Raw genomic sequence first — 16,621 nt, forward strand, 5'->3', positions numbered from 1 at the left:
ACAAGCGTTAACGGGTGGCTTCACGTCGCCGTCGCGGCAGCATCGCCGCAGGCTGGTTCGGATGTCACCCCGGGTAACAGCCCATTATCCGGGGCGGTGCCGGAGTCGGTGGCCGGGGACCGTGGAGGTCAGATGTTGAAGCGGCCGGCGAAGCCTCGGAGGGGAAGGTCGGCGCTGGTGATGATGCCGGGTCGGGCGGCGACGACGGATTTGATGGCGTTGAGGGCGGGCAGGCCGGTGACGGTCATGCCGATGGAGGCGAAGTTCTCCGGTTTCGACAGGTCGAAGCCCTTGCGCGGGAGGATCATGTGCTTGCTGTAGATGTTGGGGTCGCCGGTGACCTGGGTGATGTAGCAGCCCTTGATGTTCCATGCGGGGTCGGTTTGCGGGGTCATCTGCCATTCGAGGTGGGTCTCCACTCGCGCGACGCCGTCGACCATGCCTTGGTATTTGATGTAGTTCGCACCCAGTGAGCCCTTGGGCATGAAGTACCAGCCGAGGTCGACGTCCTTGGTGCAGGCGCCGAGTTCGTAGCTGAATTTCACCTCGTCGAGTTCCAGGCCGAAGGCGTCGGCCATGAGGTAGACCGAATCGGCGAACACGGCGGTGTATTTGTAGAGCGAATCGGGGATGGTCGGATCGTCGATCGGGCGGCCGTAGCCGACGGCCTTCCAGGTGTCCACGGAGTGATGGCAGGACACATCCACGGATTCGGTGACGGTGACGTTCTCGATGTCGGCGACGTCGGCGGTGTGCACGATGCCCAGGATCTGGCACAGGCCCGGATTCATGCCGGTGCCGTAGAACGTGGAATTGCCGCGCTCGCAGGCCGCTTGGATGACCTCGCTGACCTTGCGGCCCGAGGGATGTGAGTGGTTGCGGTCGCGGTGGAAGCCGGTGATCCAGTCCGCGGTGGTCACCACGTCGATGCCGGCCTCGAGCACTTTTTCGTAGAGGTCCTCGTCGGGGAACACGCCGTGGAAGGTGAGCACGTCGGGGCGGGCGGCGATGATCTCCTCGACCGTGCCGGTGGCGACCACACCGATCGGGTCCAGACCGACGATCTCGCCCGCGTCGCGTCCGATCTTGTCCGGCGAATAGCAGTGCAGCCCGACCAGCTCGAGATCGCGGTGGTTGCGGATGCGGCCGATCATCTCGGTGCCGAGGTTGCCGGTGGCGACCTGGAATACCCGGATCTTGTCGGAGGTGCTCATGAGCAGTGCCTTTCTGGCTGTTACGTTTTCGCGTCGGTACTGGGTCGGGTTCAGGCGGTGGTGGGCGCCGGGCGCACGGCGCCGCTGTCGGGGTGACGTGGGTCGGTGCCCGCGGGTCCGCCGTCGGGGTAGAACTGCACGGCCCATTCGCGCAGCGCCTTGAAGCCCTTGAACTCCTTCTGCGACAGGGCGGGCGGGTCGGAGTAGCGCTGATGCGCCCAGATGTGGATGTCGGCTTCGAACTGCTCGATGACGAATCCGGCCATGGTCGTGCCGTAGCGGCCGATCTCGGGGCGTTCGTCGCCGGGCTTGCGGCCGATCCACACGGTGAAGCGCACATCGGAGGTGTATTCGTCGACCGGTGTCACCGCGGGCATGGTGCGGTTGTCGACCATGCCCCAGCTCTTGGTGATCGAACAGCCCAAGCCGGCGTTGATCGATTCCACACCACTGTTGACCTGGTCCTCGGCGATGTCCTCGTCGAAGGCGATGGTGAAATCGACGTAGGACACCGGGCCGGAGAAATCGTGACGGGTGAACTCCGGCACGAACGGCGTCTTGTGCACCACCTTGAAGTGCGCGAAGTCGACGCCGTTCTCCATCACATATTGCGGATGCAGTTCCAGGCCCGGCCGGAACAATGTCGCGGCAGGCACCGGCGGGTAGTAGTCCGCGGCGGTCTTGCCGTCACCGAACGCTTCGAACATGTCCGGCACCTCGAAATATGGTGCGCGGCCCGCGGTGTCGTACCAGATCCACACCGCCTCGTTACGTTCGACGACGGGGTAGCTGCGGATGCGGCGGCCCTTGTTCGGGTGGGACTCGTAGGGGATGCACACATTGCGGCCCTCGCGGTTCCATTCCCAGCCGTGGAACGGGCACACCAGGTTCTCGCCCTGAACCTGCCCGCCATAGCCCAGGTGCGCGCCGAGGTGCTCGCAGTAGGCGTCGAAGACCGCGAGGTCGCCGGCAGCCGACCGCCACGCCACCATCTCACGCCCGAAGTACTTCATCCTGTGCACCGCACCGACCTCGATCTCGGTGCACCACGCGACCTGGAACCATCCCGTCGGCTCCATCGACAGCGGTGGTTTGGCCATATCGATCCTCCACGTCTTCGCGGGCTGTCCGTGTCGGCGCGGACCGTCGGTTCCACGCCCGGCGAACACGACAATAGAACCCTCTTTGAAAGAATACAAGAAGGTTAGTTGAAACTGGATTCTCCAGGTCGGTCGAGGTAGCATCGGCCCTCGTGACGGAGGCAGCGGCAGGCATGAGGCGCGCGAACAAGCGCGGGATCCAATCGCGGGAAGCCATGCTCGACGCGGCGATCGCCTCGCTGTCGACCGGGGACCCCGCCGCGGTTTCCGGCAACCGGATCGCCCGCGACATCGGCGCGACCTGGGGAGTCGTCAAATATCAGTTCGGCGACATCGACGGCCTGTGGGCCGCGGTCCTGCGCTACACCGCCGACAAGCGCGGGGACCTGCCCGCAGCAGCCAAACCGGACGGCCCCCTGCGCGAACGCGTCGCCGCGCTCATCCACGCGATGGCCATCGGATTGCGCCGCCCCGAGTCTTTGGCCATCGAGACGCTGCGGGCGGCGCTGCCCCGCGACCACGCCGAACTCGAACGCGACTACCCGCTCACCGCCGCCGAGCTGGCGTCCTGGAAACCGCACTGGGACGACGCATGCCAGCGGGCCTTCGCTGATCTGGAACTCGATCCGGTCAAGGTGCGCCGGGTCGCGGCGCTGATCCCGGCCGCCATGCGCGGCATCACCTCCGAGCGAACTCTCGGCACATACGGCGACCTCGACGACGCTATCGAAGCGCTCATCGGCGGCATAGTCGCCTACCTCGAAGACTGAACCGGGTCTCGACCGCACTCATCAGCCGCGGTCCCTACCGCGGACAAGCCCGCCGGATGTGGTGAAGAGCAGGTGTGCCGCACGGGTGATGGTGTGGCGGATGTCGGCGGTGTTGGCGGGGTTGGTGGTCAGGTCGAGCAGGCATGTGGTCAGGACGTGGCCGAGGATCAGGGCCTGGTCGTGGTCGTCGGTCCAGTCGGGGTCGGCCAGCGCGGCGCGGACGAGTTCGGTGAACAGTGGCCGCCAGACCCTGATGCCGGGTCCGTCGCCGGAGTGCACGGAGTTCATTCCGGCTTGCAAGAGGTTGCGGTCCTCGGCGGCCCAATCGATGAACTGGGAGAACGCGGAGGCGATCCGGTCGGCGGGCTCGGCGGCGGGGTCCGCGGGCAGCCGCTCGAGACGGTCGAGGGTGTCCAGGGCCCAGTCGGCCATGAGGTGCTGGATCAGGCCGTCCTTGGAACTGAAGTAGCGGTACACGGTGACCGGGGTTGTGCCGGCCTCGGCGGCGACCTCGCGGATCGTGACGCCCTTGTAGCCGTGCCGGGAGGCCATCGCGCGTGCGACGGCGGCGATCTCGGCGCGGCGTGCGCGTTCGGCGGGACCGAATTCGCGGACCACGCGCAGGGAGTCGCGGGACTCGCGCAGCAGGGCAGCAGTGTCATCGACCACCCTTGCAGGGTACCGCAACCCTTTCACACGTTGTATAACGTGTTATAGAACGTGTGTAAGTATGGTGCCGGTCATGAAGACTGTTCCCGATGTGTTCTCCCCCGAGGCATTGCAGGACCCGTATCCGCTGCTCGAGCGGTTGCGTGTCGCTGGGGATGTGCATTTTCTGGCTGATCAGCAGGTGTATGTGGTGCTCGGGTTCGAGGCCATCCGTACCGTGCTGGCTGATCCGCAGACCTATTCGAGCAATCTGGTCGCGGTGTTGTCGGCGGCGGCGGGGTCGGCGACGGTGTCGGTGGCCGAGGCCGGGGCCGGGGTGGATGTGCTGGCGACCGCGGATCCGCCCGCGCACACCGCGCAGCGGGCGCTGGTGATGTCGCGGTTCAGCCCGCGTGCGGTGGCCGAGACGAGCGAGCTGATCGATGCCGCGATCGCCCCGGCGGTGGCCGGGCTGGTCGCTGCTGGCGGCGGCGACTGGATGGCCGCGGTCGCGCACCGTGTGCCGGTGCAGGTGATCGGTGAGCTGATCGGGCTCCCACGCGGTGACCATCAGCAACTCACCGAGTGGTCGGACGCGGCGATCGATCTGGTGTCCGGTGTGGCCAGTCCCGACCGTTTCGGGCAGGCCGCGCTCGCGGTACTGGAGTTCGCCCGGTATCTGGGCGAGCGAATCGATCAGGCCCGCCCCGATAACGACACCGGGATACTCAGCAGCGTCGCCGCTGCGGTCGCCTCGGGAACCCTGACCCGCGATCAGGGCGCGATGCTGCTGGTGCAGCTGGTCACCGCGGGTGCGGAGTCGACCGCGAGCCTTCTGGGCACCGCGGTGCGGCTGGTGGCCCGCGATGAGCACCTGCAAGCCACGCTGCGCGCCGAGCCCGACCGGATCGCCGCGCTGGTGGAGGAAGCGGTGCGGATCGAAAGCCCGTTCCGGGGCCACTTCCGTGTCACCACCGCACCGACTCGCCTGGCCGGGGTGGAACTGGAACAGGGCGCGCGACTGATGCTGATGTGGGGCGCGTCCAACCGCGACCCGCGCATCTTCGAACACCCCGAGCGGGTCGACCTCGACCGTGCCCAGCCGAAACTGCATCACAGCTTCGGCCGCGGCATCCACTTCTGCCTCGGCGCCCACCTCGCCCGCAAAGAAGCCCACCAGGCCGTGCTGGCACTGCTGGACGCCACCGCCACCGTCACACCGCGCGACCGCGAACCGGCCTACGTCCCCAGTCTGATCGTGCGCCGCCTGGCGCATCTGCACCTGTCGGTCACCCCCGCATGACCGCCGCACCGAACCCACAGACCCTCGGCTCGGTATCGGGACCGATCACTCGACTTCGCGACCACCGCCACTACCACCCCGACCTGCGCCCCTACGCGCTGGTCCTACCCCGCGAGACCATAAGCCCCCGCACGCTGCCGCTCATGCGCCGCATCGCCGCACACATCCGGCCCCATCCCGCCGCTACGGTCATCGATCTCGACCAAGGTGTGCGGGTCCGCGTGTTCGGCACGACCGACCACCAGGCACCGGGGCCGGCATTGCTATGGATCCACGGCGGCGGCTACGTCTTCGGCACCGCCGCCCAGGACGACCGCTGGTGTCACCAGATCGCCACCCGCACAGGAGTTCTCGTCGCCTCCGTCGACTACCGGCTCGCCCCCGAACACCCCTACCCGGCAGCACTACACGACTGCCACCTCGCCCTGAAATGGCTGGCATCCCGGCCCGGCGTCGATCCCGGCCGCATCATCCTCGCCGGAGCCAGCGCCGGCGGCGGCCTCGCCGCCGCACTCGCCGCGCACACCCGCGACCACGGACCCGTGATCCCGGTACGACAACTGCTGCTCTATCCCATGCTCGACCACACCCCACTGCCGGACACCAGCACCTGGCATCGACTGTGGGGACCGCGCAGCAACGCCTGCGCCTGGCACAGCTATCTCACAGGCGCCGATCCCGCCGACGCGGTGCCCGCTCATCGCCGCGATCTCACCGGACTACCCCCGGCGTGGATCGCCGTCGGCGATCTCGACCTGCTCCACGACCAGAATGTTCGCTACCACCGGGCACTGACCGGCGCCGGGGTCGACAGCCAGTTCACTGTCATCCCAGGCGCCTTCCACGGCTTCGACACCGTCGCACCTGGCACCGCGATCACCCGACACCTGCACCGCGACGCCTTGCACGCAATCCACATCGCCGCGACGACACCGCCGTGACGATGAATCCGGGCCCAGCCCACCCGCACGCCGGGCTGGGGCCACGGGACTGTCGGAATCGCCACTCCCATGTCTTGCGTCAACCTCTTGGCAGGATCTGCGCGGTTACATGGCTGGGGAGATCCGTCATGGCCGGTCGGTGGTGCCGAGGGCCGATCTGTGGATCCGGGTATCTGAAGAGTGCGAGGATTGTGCAAGGGTGAGCGAGCATCGTTCTAATGTTTTCGCAGGTCAGCTTGTTTGAATGGTTCGTCTGTTTTCGTCACGCCCCGGGAGTTCCGTGGATGTTCATCGAGAGGCTCGAACGATGACTGCTCGTATGGAAGGAACTGTTGCCCTGATCACCGGGGCCTCCAGCGGCATCGGCGCCGCCGCTGCGTCGGAGCTCGCCCGCGAGGGCGCGTCCGTGGCCTTGGTCGGCCGGCGTAAGGATCGGCTCACCGATCTCGCCGCGGAGATCACCGACGCTGGCGGGAGGGCCTTGGTCGTGCCCGCCGACATCACCGACGCCCAAGCCGCCGCAGAAGCCGTGGAGCGCGCCGTCGCGGAATTGGGCCGTCTGGACACCCTGGTCAACAATGCTGGCCTGATGCTGCTCGGCCCGGCTCCTGGCGCGGACCTCAACGACTGGCGCCGCATGATCGACATCAATCTCATGGGCCTGATGTACTGCGCGCACGCCGCTACCCCGCATTTGGTCCAGGCGGCCGCCCAGGGACCACGCCAGGTTGCCGACATCGTCAACATCGGCTCGCTGGCCGGACGCGGCGCCTTCGCCCTAGCCGCGGTGTATTGCGCGACGAAATTTGGAGTCGGCGCCTTCAGCGAGGCGCTGCGCCAGGAATTGGCACGCCAACATGTCCGGGTTTCGGTCATCGAGCCCGGCAGTGTCGATACCGAACTGCGCGACCACAATTCGGCCGCAGTCAAGGAGCGGCTCGACGATGCCTTCGGCGACATCGAACGATTGCAGGCACACGACATCGCCGATTCGGTGAGCTACATCGTGACCCGCCCGCGGCACGTGGCCGTAGCCGAGTTGCTAGTTCGTCCGACCGAACAGGTCTGACCATCACACCTGGATCAGGACGATGTCAGCGAACCGAACCAAGGCCTCACTGCTCGAAGAGCTCTGTGTGCTGCTGGCCCGCCATGCCCGAGACGACGCGACCACCGCGATCGCGGATCTGCTGGTCGGCCGGGAGGAGTCGGACATGCCGCCTCCGCCGTCCATGGGCGGGACGCGCATGACGCTGATCGCCCAGGGCGCAAAGCGTCTCGCCTACGGCGAGCAGGTGTACGACTACCGTGCCGGGCAGTGCCTTGTGGCGTCGGTCGCGGTGCCCCTGAAATGTCAGTTCATCGACGCCACCCCCGAACGTCCGGTCCTGGGTTTGTGCCTGCGGCTGCAGCCCGCGCAGGTCGCCGAAATGATGGTGCAAGCCCCGCGCGGCACCTTTCCCGACGGCGATGACATCACCTCGCCCGCAGTCGTTTTCGCCGAGGCGTCGGTCGAACTCCTCGACGCCACCGTGCGGTTGGTGCGACTGCTCGACCAGCCACGCGACCGGGACGTGCTGGCACCCCTGGTCAAACGAGAGATCCTGTGGCGCCTGATCACCGGCGAGCACGGCCCGATCGTCCGCCGGATCGGCCTCACCGACCCGCGCTTCTCTCCGATCGCCGAAGCGGTGCAGTGGATTCGGCACAACTATCGTGCGCCGTTTCGGGTCGAGGACCTGGCGGAGCGCATCGGAATGAGTCCCTCGGCCTTCCATCGGAATTTCCAGGCCGTCACCCGAACCACGCCCATCCAATACCAGAAAAAGCTCAGACTTCAGCAGGCGCGCCTGCTGCTGGCGGCAAATCCCGGGGATGTCGCCCGCATCGGGTACCTCGTCGGGTACGACAGCCCCTCCCAGTTCAGCCGGGAATACCGCCGCATGTTCGGCACGCCACCCAGCCAAGACGGAATCCGGTTCGCGCCGCGAGCCGACGACGACACAGATTGACCGTCGGAGCAGACCATCCACGCCCGCGCGGGCAGCCTTACCCAGGAGCGAGATATGACATGGAGTGAGATCGGCGCAGGCAAATACGCGATGCTGACTACATACAGGAAGGACGGTAGCCCGGTCGGGTCACCGGTCTGGCCGGCTGCGCAGGACGATCGAATCGTGGTGGCCGCCAACGGCGATAGCTGGAAGATCAAACGCATCCGGCGCAACCCGAACGTGACGCTGCAGCTCTGCAATGCCCGGGGCACCACAACACGAGGCGACGTGGTCGACGGCCACGCCGAGATCATCGACACAGCCGAAACGCAGCGGGTGCGCGCGTTGATCCGCAAGAAATACGGAATCGTCGGCGCCCTCGTTTCCTGGACAGGCAAGCTCCGGGGCCCGGACAACACCGTCGCCATCGCCATCACACCTGCCGCGCCACGGGCCTAGCGCGATCACGGCGCCACTTATCGACCGGTCTTCCGCGGCTCGCTACTGGTATACGCCGCGCGGTCACTCCTAGGCATACTTGGCCGCGATCGGTTCGAACCGGTCGACCTTCGGTGACGGCCACGGACCGTGCGGCAGGTCCCCGTCGCGAAGCCGGGCCCGGAAACCAGGAGTTATGCTGCCTGCGGTCCGGGTGGCCGGGTCTAGAAGGGGGCCATAGGTGTTGAGGCAGCACGAGTCGTTCGCCGGCTACGTGATCGAGGGCGTGCTCGGGCAAGGCGGTATGGGCACCGTCTATCTGGCGCGGCACCCGCGCCTGCCGCGGCTGGTGGCGCTCAAACTGCTCAATCGCGCGGTGTCCGAGGACGAGGAGCTGCGCAGGCGGTTCGAACAGGAAGCCAATGTGGTTGCGCGCCTGGAGCATCCGGGCATCGTCGGCGTCTACGACCGCGGCACCGAGGACGGGCACCTGTGGATTTCCATGCAGTACGTCCGTGGCACCGACGCTGCGCGGCTCGACCCCCGGAGCACCCGCCCCGAACAGGTCCTGCGGATCGTCGGCGATACGGCGAAGGCGCTGGACTACGCCCACAGCCGAGGTGTGCTGCATCGCGACATCAAACCGGCCAACATCCTGATCGCCGAACCGGAAGCCGGTCGCGAAACACATGCTCTGCTCACCGATTTCGGGATCGCGCGGATACTCGACGCCGATACCAAACTGACCGCCACCGGAACGTTCACCGCCACACTCGCCTACGCCTCGCCGGAGCAACTGTCCGGTGAGCCGGTCGATCACCGCGCCGATCAATACTCCCTCGGGTGCACCCTCTACACGATGCTGGCGGGGCAACCACCGTTCCCCTCGACCAATCCCGGTCAAATCGTCGCCGGACACATCGCCAAGCCGGTGCCGCGCCTCAGCGAAACCCGCCCCGAGTTGCCACGACGACTCGACGAGGTGATCGCCCGCGCCCTGGCCAAGCACCGCGACGAACGATTCGCCAGCTGCGGCGACTTCGCCGCGGCCGCGGCGGCGGCTCTGCGCGGCGACGCTCCCGCCGTGGCGCCCGCGCCGACTTTCGTCAACCAACGCTCGGCCCACCCCGCCACGGCGGTCGACCCGTGGCCGCGTTCGGCCCCGACCCTGCTCAACCAGCCTTCGGAGCCCCGGCGGCGCGCCGAACACCTACCGCCGCTGCAACCGCTCACGCCCATCCACGATCCGGCCCGGCCATCCGGCGTCGTTCCCAGGATCGGCGCTGTCGTCGCGTTCGGCTTCGGGCTGGTCTTCTGCCTGATCGTCGCCAACGGGGTGATGGAACTGACGACCCCGCACATCGAATACGGTCACCGCCAGACGCTGCGTGAGGTCGCACGCGAACTTCTCCTCCCCATGGCGATTTCCACCACGATGGCGCTGTTGCTGCTCGGCGGCTCGATCGCACTGTTCCGGCGCAAGCGCGCGGGCCGCGTCGCCGTCGCGCTGGGTACCGGGATCATCACGCTGGTCGGCTTGGTCGGAGTCGGAGCCGGCCTTACCGGTGACAGCCGCGCCAGGGATCTGATCTTCGTCGGTACGGTCCTGCTGTTCTCCTGTACGGGGCTGCTGTGCACGGTGTCCCCCGCGACCAGGCGCTGGCTCGCCGACAAGCGACCCAGGAACCGGCCATGAGCCCCGGAGGTTTCTAGGGCACCACGACAAGCTTTCCGGTGGCCCCGTTGTCCTCCATGTACCGATGGGCTGCGACGATGTCGCCCAGACCGAAGACACGGTCGAGGTTGGGTCGATAGACACCGGCCTCGACTTCGTCGACGACGCGCTGCAGCACGGCCGCGCCCGCGCTGCCCTTCAGGTTGTCGCTGTGGAAAGCCGTCAGTTTGGTTCCGGACGGGATCATCGCTATCGGTTCGAAGTCCGAGATCAGCCACCCACTCAGCGAACCCGCCACACATACCGTGCCGCCCCGGCGGACCAGGCGCAGCGAGTCCACCGCCGTGCGCGCTCCGACGAGATCCAGCACGTAGTCGGGCCCTTCGGGCCAGACCGCCTGCACGCCGGCCGCCAGCGACCCGCCGTCGTCGACGAGTACGTGGTCGACGCCGATCGCGGTCAGCGCGTCGATCTTGTCGTGCCGTCGGGTCGTGGCAGCGATCTCGACGCCGCGGCCGGACGCGATCGACGCTGCCGCCATACCCACCGACGATGTCCCACCGCGAATCAGCAACCGCCCCTGGCTATCCGCCACGATGCCCAATGCGTCGAGTGAGCCCTGCGCGGTCAAGTATGTCTCGGGCAGTGCGGCCAAGACCTCCCACGGCAGCCTGGTGGTGACCGGCATCAGCAGCGAATTCGGCAACAACGCGTACTGCGCGTAGCCGCCGTCGAACTCCCGGCCCATCTCACCCATCACCGCCGCGACGGTCGCGCCCACCGGCAACATGGGATCGGTCGAGGCTGCCACGATGCCCACACATTCGATTCCGAGCACACGGGGGAACCGGACGTTCGGGGAATGTCCCTGACGAGTTCGCAGCTCCGATCGGTTCAAGCCCGCGCCCTTCACCCGCACCAGGCTCCAGCCCTCCCGAACCGCTGGTACCGGTAGCTCACGGATCTCCAGTACCTCCGGGTCACCCGCCCGTACACAGACGGCCGCTCGCATCGTCGTACTCGTCGTCTCACACCGCATCGGGGCGGCGGTGCTGGCTGAATGGAGGTCATTGCGCATGCGTCCACTGTCGCCAGCCGATCGTGTGGCCGTCTACCGATAGAATGCCAACTCATGCCCGTTGGCCGCCAACTTCCCCGGCTCGGCCCGACATCCCAGCTGTGGCCGTCCGGAGGGGTGCACCTGTGGCCGTCGGGGGGAACGAGCTCGGTGCACTCCCATCCGCGTGGACACCTGGTCTACGCGGCTCGCGGCGTTCTGTCCGTGCACACCGAACGGGGCACATCGATCGTTCCAGCCAATCGAATCGCGTGGACCCCTGCCGAGTTCACGCACTACCATCGGGCGCACGGCGACACCGACATGCGGATCGTCTTCCTACCCCCATCCCAGGCGCGGCTCGTGCCGGACCGTCCCGCCGTGTTCCTGGCTTCCGGCCTCGCCCGCGAAATCCTGCTCACCCTCACGAGCCCACGCGACCACGACCGCGCCGCGCGCGCTCGCCTTCGCCGCGTCCTCGTCGATGAACTCCAGGAAGCACACGAACAGCCACTCGTGCTGCCGAAACCCCATGACGACCGGTTGCAAGCGATTGCGCGGATCCTCTCCGAGAACCCCGCGGACAACACGTCACTGGCCGAACTCGGGCGCACGATCGGAGCCAGTGCCCGCAGCCTCAGCCGCCTGTTCCACAACGAACTCGGCATGACCTTCTACGAGTGGCGCACCCAGCTCCGCGTCTACCACGCACTCGTCCTGCTCGCCGACGGCCACGACACCACCCGCGTCGCCCACGCCTGCGGCTGGGCGAACCCCAGCAGCTTCATCGCCGCTTTCACCAACCTCGTCGGCACCACCCCGGGCCGCTACCGCACCACTCCATGACCTCGGCGCCACATCACAAGGCCCCGCCCGTTGGTGGCGACCAACGACGTCGACCCGACGACGGGGCGAGCGCGCGCTGGTAGCGCTCGCTGATCGTCCGCAGGGTCCGCACCAGTTCGGGTGAGTCCACGATCTCGAAGTCGGCTCCCAGCAGCCCGAGGTAGAGCGCCAGCATTTCCGGATGGTCGGAGCCGGGTTCGAACGCGCACCGGTCCTCGCTCAACGGCTCGACGTCGACGGGAATCGGGAGTCGGCTGCGCACGTGATCCGCGGGCGCGTGCACGATCACCCTGGCGCGGAAGCGCCACGTCGACTCGCCGATTCCGCGGGCGACTCGTGCGGTGATCTCATGGTCGGGCGGCAGCGGCCGCGGCGTGAAGCGGGGGCCGGTCGGTGTGCGGGGCCGCATCCTGTCGACGCGAAAGGTCCGCCAGTCGACGCGGTCGAGGTCCCAGGCCATCAGGTACCAGCGTTGTCGATCGTTGATCAGGCGATAGGGCTCCACCGAACGCCGACCGGCGGCCCCCGAATGCGTCTGGTAGTCGAACCGCAGTCGTTCATGGTCGCGGCAGGCGTCGGCGATCACGGTCAGCGCATCCGGGTCGACGAGCGGGCCGCGCGGGGGAAGCGCGAGAGTATGCGACCCGAAGGCGTCGACGCGACGGCGCAGCCGCGACGGCAATATCTGTTGCAGTTTCGTCAGTGCACGCAACGAGGTCTCCTCGATGCCCGCGATGGAACCGGCTGCGGCGCTGCGCATCCCGATTGCGATCGCGACCGCTTCGTCGTCGTCGAGCAGCAGCGGCGGCAGCGCACCTCCGACACCCAGTCGGTATCCACCGTCGACACCCGGCCGAGCCTCGACTGGATAGCCGAGCCGTCGCAGGCGGTCGACGTCGTTGCGGACGGTGCGCACGGTGACCTCCAGTCGAGCGGCCAACTCGGGTCCGGTCCAGTCGCGGCGCGCTTGCAGCAGGGAAAGCAGACGAAGCAGTCGTGCCGAGGTTTCGAACATTGATCGATCTTCTCCCGAATTGAGGAACCAAACTTTCCGCAATGGCACCTACCGTATGTTTCACCGGCGCGAAACGCTCGCCCGAGCCGACAGAGAGAATCCCAATGAGTGGCGCAATCCAGCCCTTTCGCATCCACATCGCGCAGTCCGATCTCGATTACCTGCACCATCGGCTCGCCGATGCCCGCTGGCCGGCCGAGTTGCCCGATGCCGGCTGGAACCGCGGCATACCGCAGCTCTACCTGAAGGAGCTGGCCGAATATTGGCGCACCGGCTACGACTGGCGTGCGCAGGAAGCCGCGCTCAATTCCTACCCGCAGTTCACGACCGAGATCTACGGCCAGCGCATTCATTTCCTGCACGTCCGCTCCGGCCGAGCGGACGCGACGCCACTGCTGATCACCCACGGCTATCCCAGCTCGGTCGCCGAATTCCTCCACCTCATCGAGCCTTTGGTCGACCCGGCCGAGGGGCCTGCGTTCCATGTGGTCGCGCCGTCGTTGCCCGGTTATGCCTTCTCCACTCCGCTCAGCGCGACCGGCTGGGCGATGGGCCGCACCGCGGACGCGTGGATCGAGCTGATGCGCAGGCTGGGCTACCAGCGCTACGGGGTTCACGGCGGCGACGTCGGCGCAGGCATATCCGGCCTGGTCGGTGCCCGCGACAGCGAGCATGTCATCGGCGTCCACGTCGTGACCGATCCGCTGACCGCCGCCAATGTGGCGACGTTCATTCCCGGAATGGCCGAGCGCCTCGATGCCGACGACCCGGTCGACAAGCTGATCCTCGAGCGCATGGAGGCGTTCCGCAAGGAGGGTTCCGGATACTTGTCGATCCAGCAGAGCCGACCGCAGACCATCGGTTACGGCCTCGTCGATTCGCCGCTACTGCAGCTGGCGTGGATCGCCGAGAAGTTCGAGGAATGGACCGACTTGCCGATCGATCGCGACCAATTGCTCACTACCATCAGCCTTTACTGGTTCACCGGAGCGGGCATCACCGCGGCGCACACCCTCTATGACCAAGCGCACTCCTCGGATTGGGGCGCGCCCGCGGTACCGCAGGGTTTCGCGGTGTTCAGTGCGGACGAGACCGTGCGCAAGGTGGTCCCTGCGCCGCCGGACGCGCACTGGACCGAATTCGAGCACGGCCTGCACTTCCCGGCCATGGAGGCGCCGGCTCAACTGGCAGCTGATCTGCGAACATTCTTCGAACATCTGCGATAGCCCGAACCCGATGGAGTAATCGCAGCTGTTGCGCTGTGCACACTGCCTCGGCTCGGGTTCGTGCCGGACAAGGTGTCGACGGCGCCGCCGGTAGCGGTGGCCCGGCTGGCTACCGAGCTGAACGTCGATGCGAGCGCGATCGGTTCCTACGGCGTTTATTCGCTATTTAGCTATGGTGCTAAATTGCAAACATGACCGAGTTCGGGCCTGAAGAGGAAGCCGGGGTGTTCCGCGCGCTGGCCGACTCCACGCGTCGACAGATCTTGGAGGACCTCCGCTCCGGCGAGTTGACCGCGGGTGATATCGCCGCGAGGTTTCCGATCAGCGGCCCCTCGATCTCCCGGCATCTGGGCGTACTCAAGGCAGCCGGGCTCGTCCGAGAGCGACGAGCCGCCAATCGAATCTTCTACTCGCTTGTCGAGGAACGACTGGCGCTGTGTGTCGGCAGGTTCCTCAGCGCGATCTGCCCGGAGCAGGTCATCGTCAGGCAGCGCAGACTGCGAACCACCAAGAACAGGGGAACCTGATGAGACCTCCGCGGCTGTCCAGCGTCGTCGAGCGACGCCTTCTAGTCAATTACCGAGTCGACCCTGACGCCGCCGCGAGCTTGGTGCCGCCGCCGATGCGACCTCAATTGGTTGGCGGTCGGGCGGTTGCCGGCATCTGCCTGATCCGCCTCGGACAGCTCCGGCCCAGTCGGCTACCCGGCTGGGTCGGGCTGCGCAGCGAAAACGCGGCACATCGCATCGCGGTCGAGTGGGATGGTCCGCAGGGACGCTCGACCGGTGTGTACATCCCGCGCCGCGACAGCGGTTCGGCGATCAATGTCCTTGCCGGTGGCCGATTGTTTCCGGGTGAGCACAGTTTGGCGCGATTCGACGTGCGGGAAACAGCGCAGGACCTGCATGTGGCCTTCACCAGTCAGGACAAGACGGTCTCCGTGAGCGTGGACGTCCGGACCGCCGAGCGGTTCCAAGGAAGTGAACTGTTCGCCGATCTGGCGCAGGCATCGGACTTCTTTCGGCGTGGCTCGGCCGGATTCTCGGCCACGCGTGGCGGTCGATGCCTTGATGGGCTCGAACTCCAGACGGACGCATGGCAAGTCGAGCCGGTCGATATCCAATCGGTTCGGTCTACGGTCTTCGACGACCGGGACCGGTTCCCGCCAGGCAGCGCGGTGCTCGACTGCGCCTTACTCATGCGGCAGGTGCCGGCGACCTGGCACCCCCTTCCGCCGCTGCGGGTCGACGCCGGCTCCACGCCTGCAGGGAGTAGCGCACATCTGGAATGAGTGCACTGCGCCAGTCATCGGGCGGGTAGCACCGGATCCAGCTCCCCGTACACGGCAGTTTCATCAGCGCGACTTTCCGCGCCGAAGTCGAGTGCCTTCTCGCGGTGCGCACAGCTGGACGGGTTGCCGGTCACCGATGTGTCGCCGAAGTGTCACGGTCGCGGTGGCTGTCGACCGGGCCTGTGGCCGCGGTGAACTCGGTGCGGCCGGCGAACAGTGGTGCCGATCAGAGGCGTGTCGCGGTGCGGACGAGGTCGGCAACAGCTTTGGATCTGCTGTGTGGCGGCCAGGCGATGACGGTCGTGACCACCGGTGCGTCCGGCACCGCCACCACGGCATGATCGTCGCGTAGCTGAGTTCGCAGCGACTCGGGCACGACCGCGCAGGCCAGTCCGAGCGCGATCAGTTGGAGCAGTTGGGTATGGTCGCGCACCCGCGGGCCGGGGCCGTCCGGATAACTTCCATCCCGTCGCGGCCAGCGCGGCAGAGGCAGATCCGTCTGGGCGTCGAGCTCGGCGAACGATAGATGCGCCCGGTCGGCGAGGGGATGACCCGCGGGCAGGACCACCACCTGCTGTTCAGTATGCAGATCCTCGGTGTCGAATCCGGCTGTCGTGTCGTAGGGCCGGTGTAGCAGCGCAACGTCGGCACGCCCGTTGCGCAGCAGACTTTCCGGTTCGCCGGGCCCGCACAGCATCACCTCGACGGCCACGGCGCCCGGTTCGGCGGCGTAGGCGTCCAGCAGCTTCGACAACAGTTCCCTGGACGCGCCGGCCTTGGTGACCAGCACCACACCCGGCTGGTCGGCCGCGGCGCGGCGGGTGCGGCGCTCGGCGGCTTCGACCGCGTCGAGCGCGGTCCGGGCCTCGCGCAGCAGCACCGTCCCGGCCTCGGTCAAGGCGATGGCGCGAGCGGTGCGGTGCAGCAGAACGACTCCGAGCCGCCGCTCGAGCTGCTGGATGGCTCGCGACAGTGGTGGTTGCGCCATGGAGAGCCGTTGCGCCGCCCGCCCGAAGTGCAACTCCTCGGCGACGGCGACGAAATATCGCATCTCCCGCGTCTCCACCAGGCCATGGTAACCGGCGATGACCTCGACCGATACC

Annotated in this window: 18 protein-coding genes; 12 read left to right on the forward strand and 6 right to left on the reverse strand. The window is 67.2% G+C overall.

The features are described from left to right. Positions 1 to 128: 128 nt before the first annotated feature. Both ABZ824_RS26920 and ABZ824_RS26925 read right to left on the reverse strand, forming a co-directional pair. Complete coding sequence (locus ABZ824_RS26920; RefSeq protein WP_356966154.1) at positions 129 to 1,214, reverse strand: dihydrodipicolinate reductase; 1,086 nt, start codon at positions 1,212 to 1,214, stop codon at positions 129 to 131. Positions 1,215 to 1,264: 50 nt separating this feature from the next. After that, positions 1,265 to 2,314, reverse strand: coding sequence for a Rieske 2Fe-2S domain-containing protein (locus tag ABZ824_RS26925; protein WP_356966156.1), 1,050 nt, complete (start codon positions 2,312 to 2,314; stop codon positions 1,265 to 1,267). Between the two features lie 152 nt (positions 2,315 to 2,466). On the opposite strand from ABZ824_RS26925, the gene ABZ824_RS26930 reads away from it, so the two are divergent. Further along, complete coding sequence (locus ABZ824_RS26930) at positions 2,467 to 3,084, forward strand: TetR/AcrR family transcriptional regulator (RefSeq protein WP_356966157.1); 618 nt, start codon at positions 2,467 to 2,469, stop codon at positions 3,082 to 3,084. A 21-nt stretch (positions 3,085 to 3,105) separates the two neighbouring features. On the opposite strand, the gene ABZ824_RS26935 is transcribed toward ABZ824_RS26930, so the two are convergent. After that, complete coding sequence (locus ABZ824_RS26935) at positions 3,106 to 3,753, reverse strand: TetR/AcrR family transcriptional regulator (RefSeq protein WP_356966159.1); 648 nt, start codon at positions 3,751 to 3,753, stop codon at positions 3,106 to 3,108. 73 nt (positions 3,754 to 3,826) lie between these two features. On the opposite strand from ABZ824_RS26935, the gene ABZ824_RS26940 reads away from it, so the two are divergent. The 6 genes from ABZ824_RS26940 to ABZ824_RS26965 all read left to right on the forward strand — a co-directional run bounded on the left by ABZ824_RS26940 (position 3,827) and on the right by ABZ824_RS26965 (position 10,104). After that, on the forward strand, positions 3,827 to 5,035 hold the full coding sequence (locus tag ABZ824_RS26940; protein ID WP_356966161.1) for a cytochrome P450: 1,209 nt from the start codon (positions 3,827 to 3,829) through the stop codon (positions 5,033 to 5,035). Beyond that, positions 5,032 to 5,976, forward strand: coding sequence for an alpha/beta hydrolase (locus tag ABZ824_RS26945; RefSeq protein ID WP_356966163.1), 945 nt, complete (start codon positions 5,032 to 5,034; stop codon positions 5,974 to 5,976). Before ABZ824_RS26940 ends, ABZ824_RS26945 begins: the two co-directional genes overlap by 4 nt. Before the next feature lie 307 nt (positions 5,977 to 6,283). Further along, a complete protein-coding gene (locus ABZ824_RS26950; protein ID WP_356966165.1) occupies positions 6,284 to 7,045 on the forward strand; it encodes an SDR family NAD(P)-dependent oxidoreductase in 762 nt (253 codons plus the stop codon). 22 nt (positions 7,046 to 7,067) lie between these two features. Next, complete coding sequence (locus tag ABZ824_RS26955) at positions 7,068 to 7,988, forward strand: AraC family transcriptional regulator (protein WP_356966167.1); 921 nt, start codon at positions 7,068 to 7,070, stop codon at positions 7,986 to 7,988. Between the two features lie 54 nt (positions 7,989 to 8,042). Then, positions 8,043 to 8,429 carry a PPOX class F420-dependent oxidoreductase gene (locus ABZ824_RS26960; protein WP_356966169.1) on the forward strand — a complete coding sequence of 129 codons (387 nt, stop codon included), beginning with the start codon at positions 8,043 to 8,045 and terminating at the stop codon, positions 8,427 to 8,429. A gap of 220 nt (positions 8,430 to 8,649) precedes the next feature. Continuing rightward, the gene (locus ABZ824_RS26965) at positions 8,650 to 10,104 is read left to right on the forward strand and encodes a serine/threonine-protein kinase (protein WP_356966170.1); all 1,455 of its coding nucleotides are present in this window, start codon (positions 8,650 to 8,652) and stop codon (positions 10,102 to 10,104) included. A 13-nt stretch (positions 10,105 to 10,117) separates the two neighbouring features. Here the strand turns inward: ABZ824_RS26965 and ABZ824_RS26970 are convergent, their stop codons facing one another. Further along, on the reverse strand, positions 10,118 to 11,161 hold the full coding sequence (locus tag ABZ824_RS26970) for a zinc-binding dehydrogenase (RefSeq protein ID WP_356966172.1): 1,044 nt from the start codon (positions 11,159 to 11,161) through the stop codon (positions 10,118 to 10,120). A gap of 54 nt (positions 11,162 to 11,215) precedes the next feature. On the opposite strand from ABZ824_RS26970, the gene ABZ824_RS26975 reads away from it, so the two are divergent. Next, a complete protein-coding gene (locus ABZ824_RS26975) occupies positions 11,216 to 11,986 on the forward strand; it encodes a helix-turn-helix transcriptional regulator (protein WP_356966174.1) in 771 nt (256 codons plus the stop codon). Between the two features lie 13 nt (positions 11,987 to 11,999). On the opposite strand, the gene ABZ824_RS26980 is transcribed toward ABZ824_RS26975, so the two are convergent. Then, complete coding sequence (locus ABZ824_RS26980) at positions 12,000 to 13,001, reverse strand: YafY family protein (protein ID WP_356966176.1); 1,002 nt, start codon at positions 12,999 to 13,001, stop codon at positions 12,000 to 12,002. A gap of 104 nt (positions 13,002 to 13,105) precedes the next feature. Between ABZ824_RS26980 and ABZ824_RS26985 the strand changes: the two genes are divergently transcribed. From ABZ824_RS26985 to ABZ824_RS27000, 4 genes are read left to right on the forward strand one after another with little or no spacing between them, the layout of a single operon-like run. Continuing rightward, on the forward strand, positions 13,106 to 14,227 hold the full coding sequence (locus ABZ824_RS26985; RefSeq protein ID WP_356966178.1) for an epoxide hydrolase family protein: 1,122 nt from the start codon (positions 13,106 to 13,108) through the stop codon (positions 14,225 to 14,227). A gap of 60 nt (positions 14,228 to 14,287) precedes the next feature. Then, the gene (locus ABZ824_RS26990; protein WP_356966180.1) at positions 14,288 to 14,422 is read left to right on the forward strand and encodes a hypothetical protein; all 135 of its coding nucleotides are present in this window, start codon (positions 14,288 to 14,290) and stop codon (positions 14,420 to 14,422) included. Next, complete coding sequence (locus ABZ824_RS26995; protein WP_355077971.1) at positions 14,419 to 14,754, forward strand: metalloregulator ArsR/SmtB family transcription factor; 336 nt, start codon at positions 14,419 to 14,421, stop codon at positions 14,752 to 14,754. The genes ABZ824_RS26990 and ABZ824_RS26995 overlap by 4 nt, the downstream gene beginning before the upstream one ends. After that, entirely contained in the window at positions 14,754 to 15,518 is a 765-nt protein-coding gene (locus ABZ824_RS27000; RefSeq protein WP_356966182.1) for a DUF2071 domain-containing protein, read from the forward strand. The genes ABZ824_RS26995 and ABZ824_RS27000 overlap by 1 nt, the downstream gene beginning before the upstream one ends. A gap of 226 nt (positions 15,519 to 15,744) precedes the next feature. On the opposite strand, the gene ABZ824_RS27005 is transcribed toward ABZ824_RS27000, so the two are convergent. Beyond that, on the reverse strand, positions 15,745 to 16,584 hold the full coding sequence (locus tag ABZ824_RS27005) for a LysR family transcriptional regulator (RefSeq protein WP_356966184.1): 840 nt from the start codon (positions 16,582 to 16,584) through the stop codon (positions 15,745 to 15,747). Positions 16,585 to 16,621 lie beyond the last annotated feature (37 nt).

The sequence above is a fragment of the Nocardia sp. NPDC047038 genome, from assembly GCF_040644075.1.
Taxonomy (GTDB): Bacteria; Actinomycetota; Actinomycetes; order Mycobacteriales; family Mycobacteriaceae; genus Nocardia; species Nocardia sichangensis.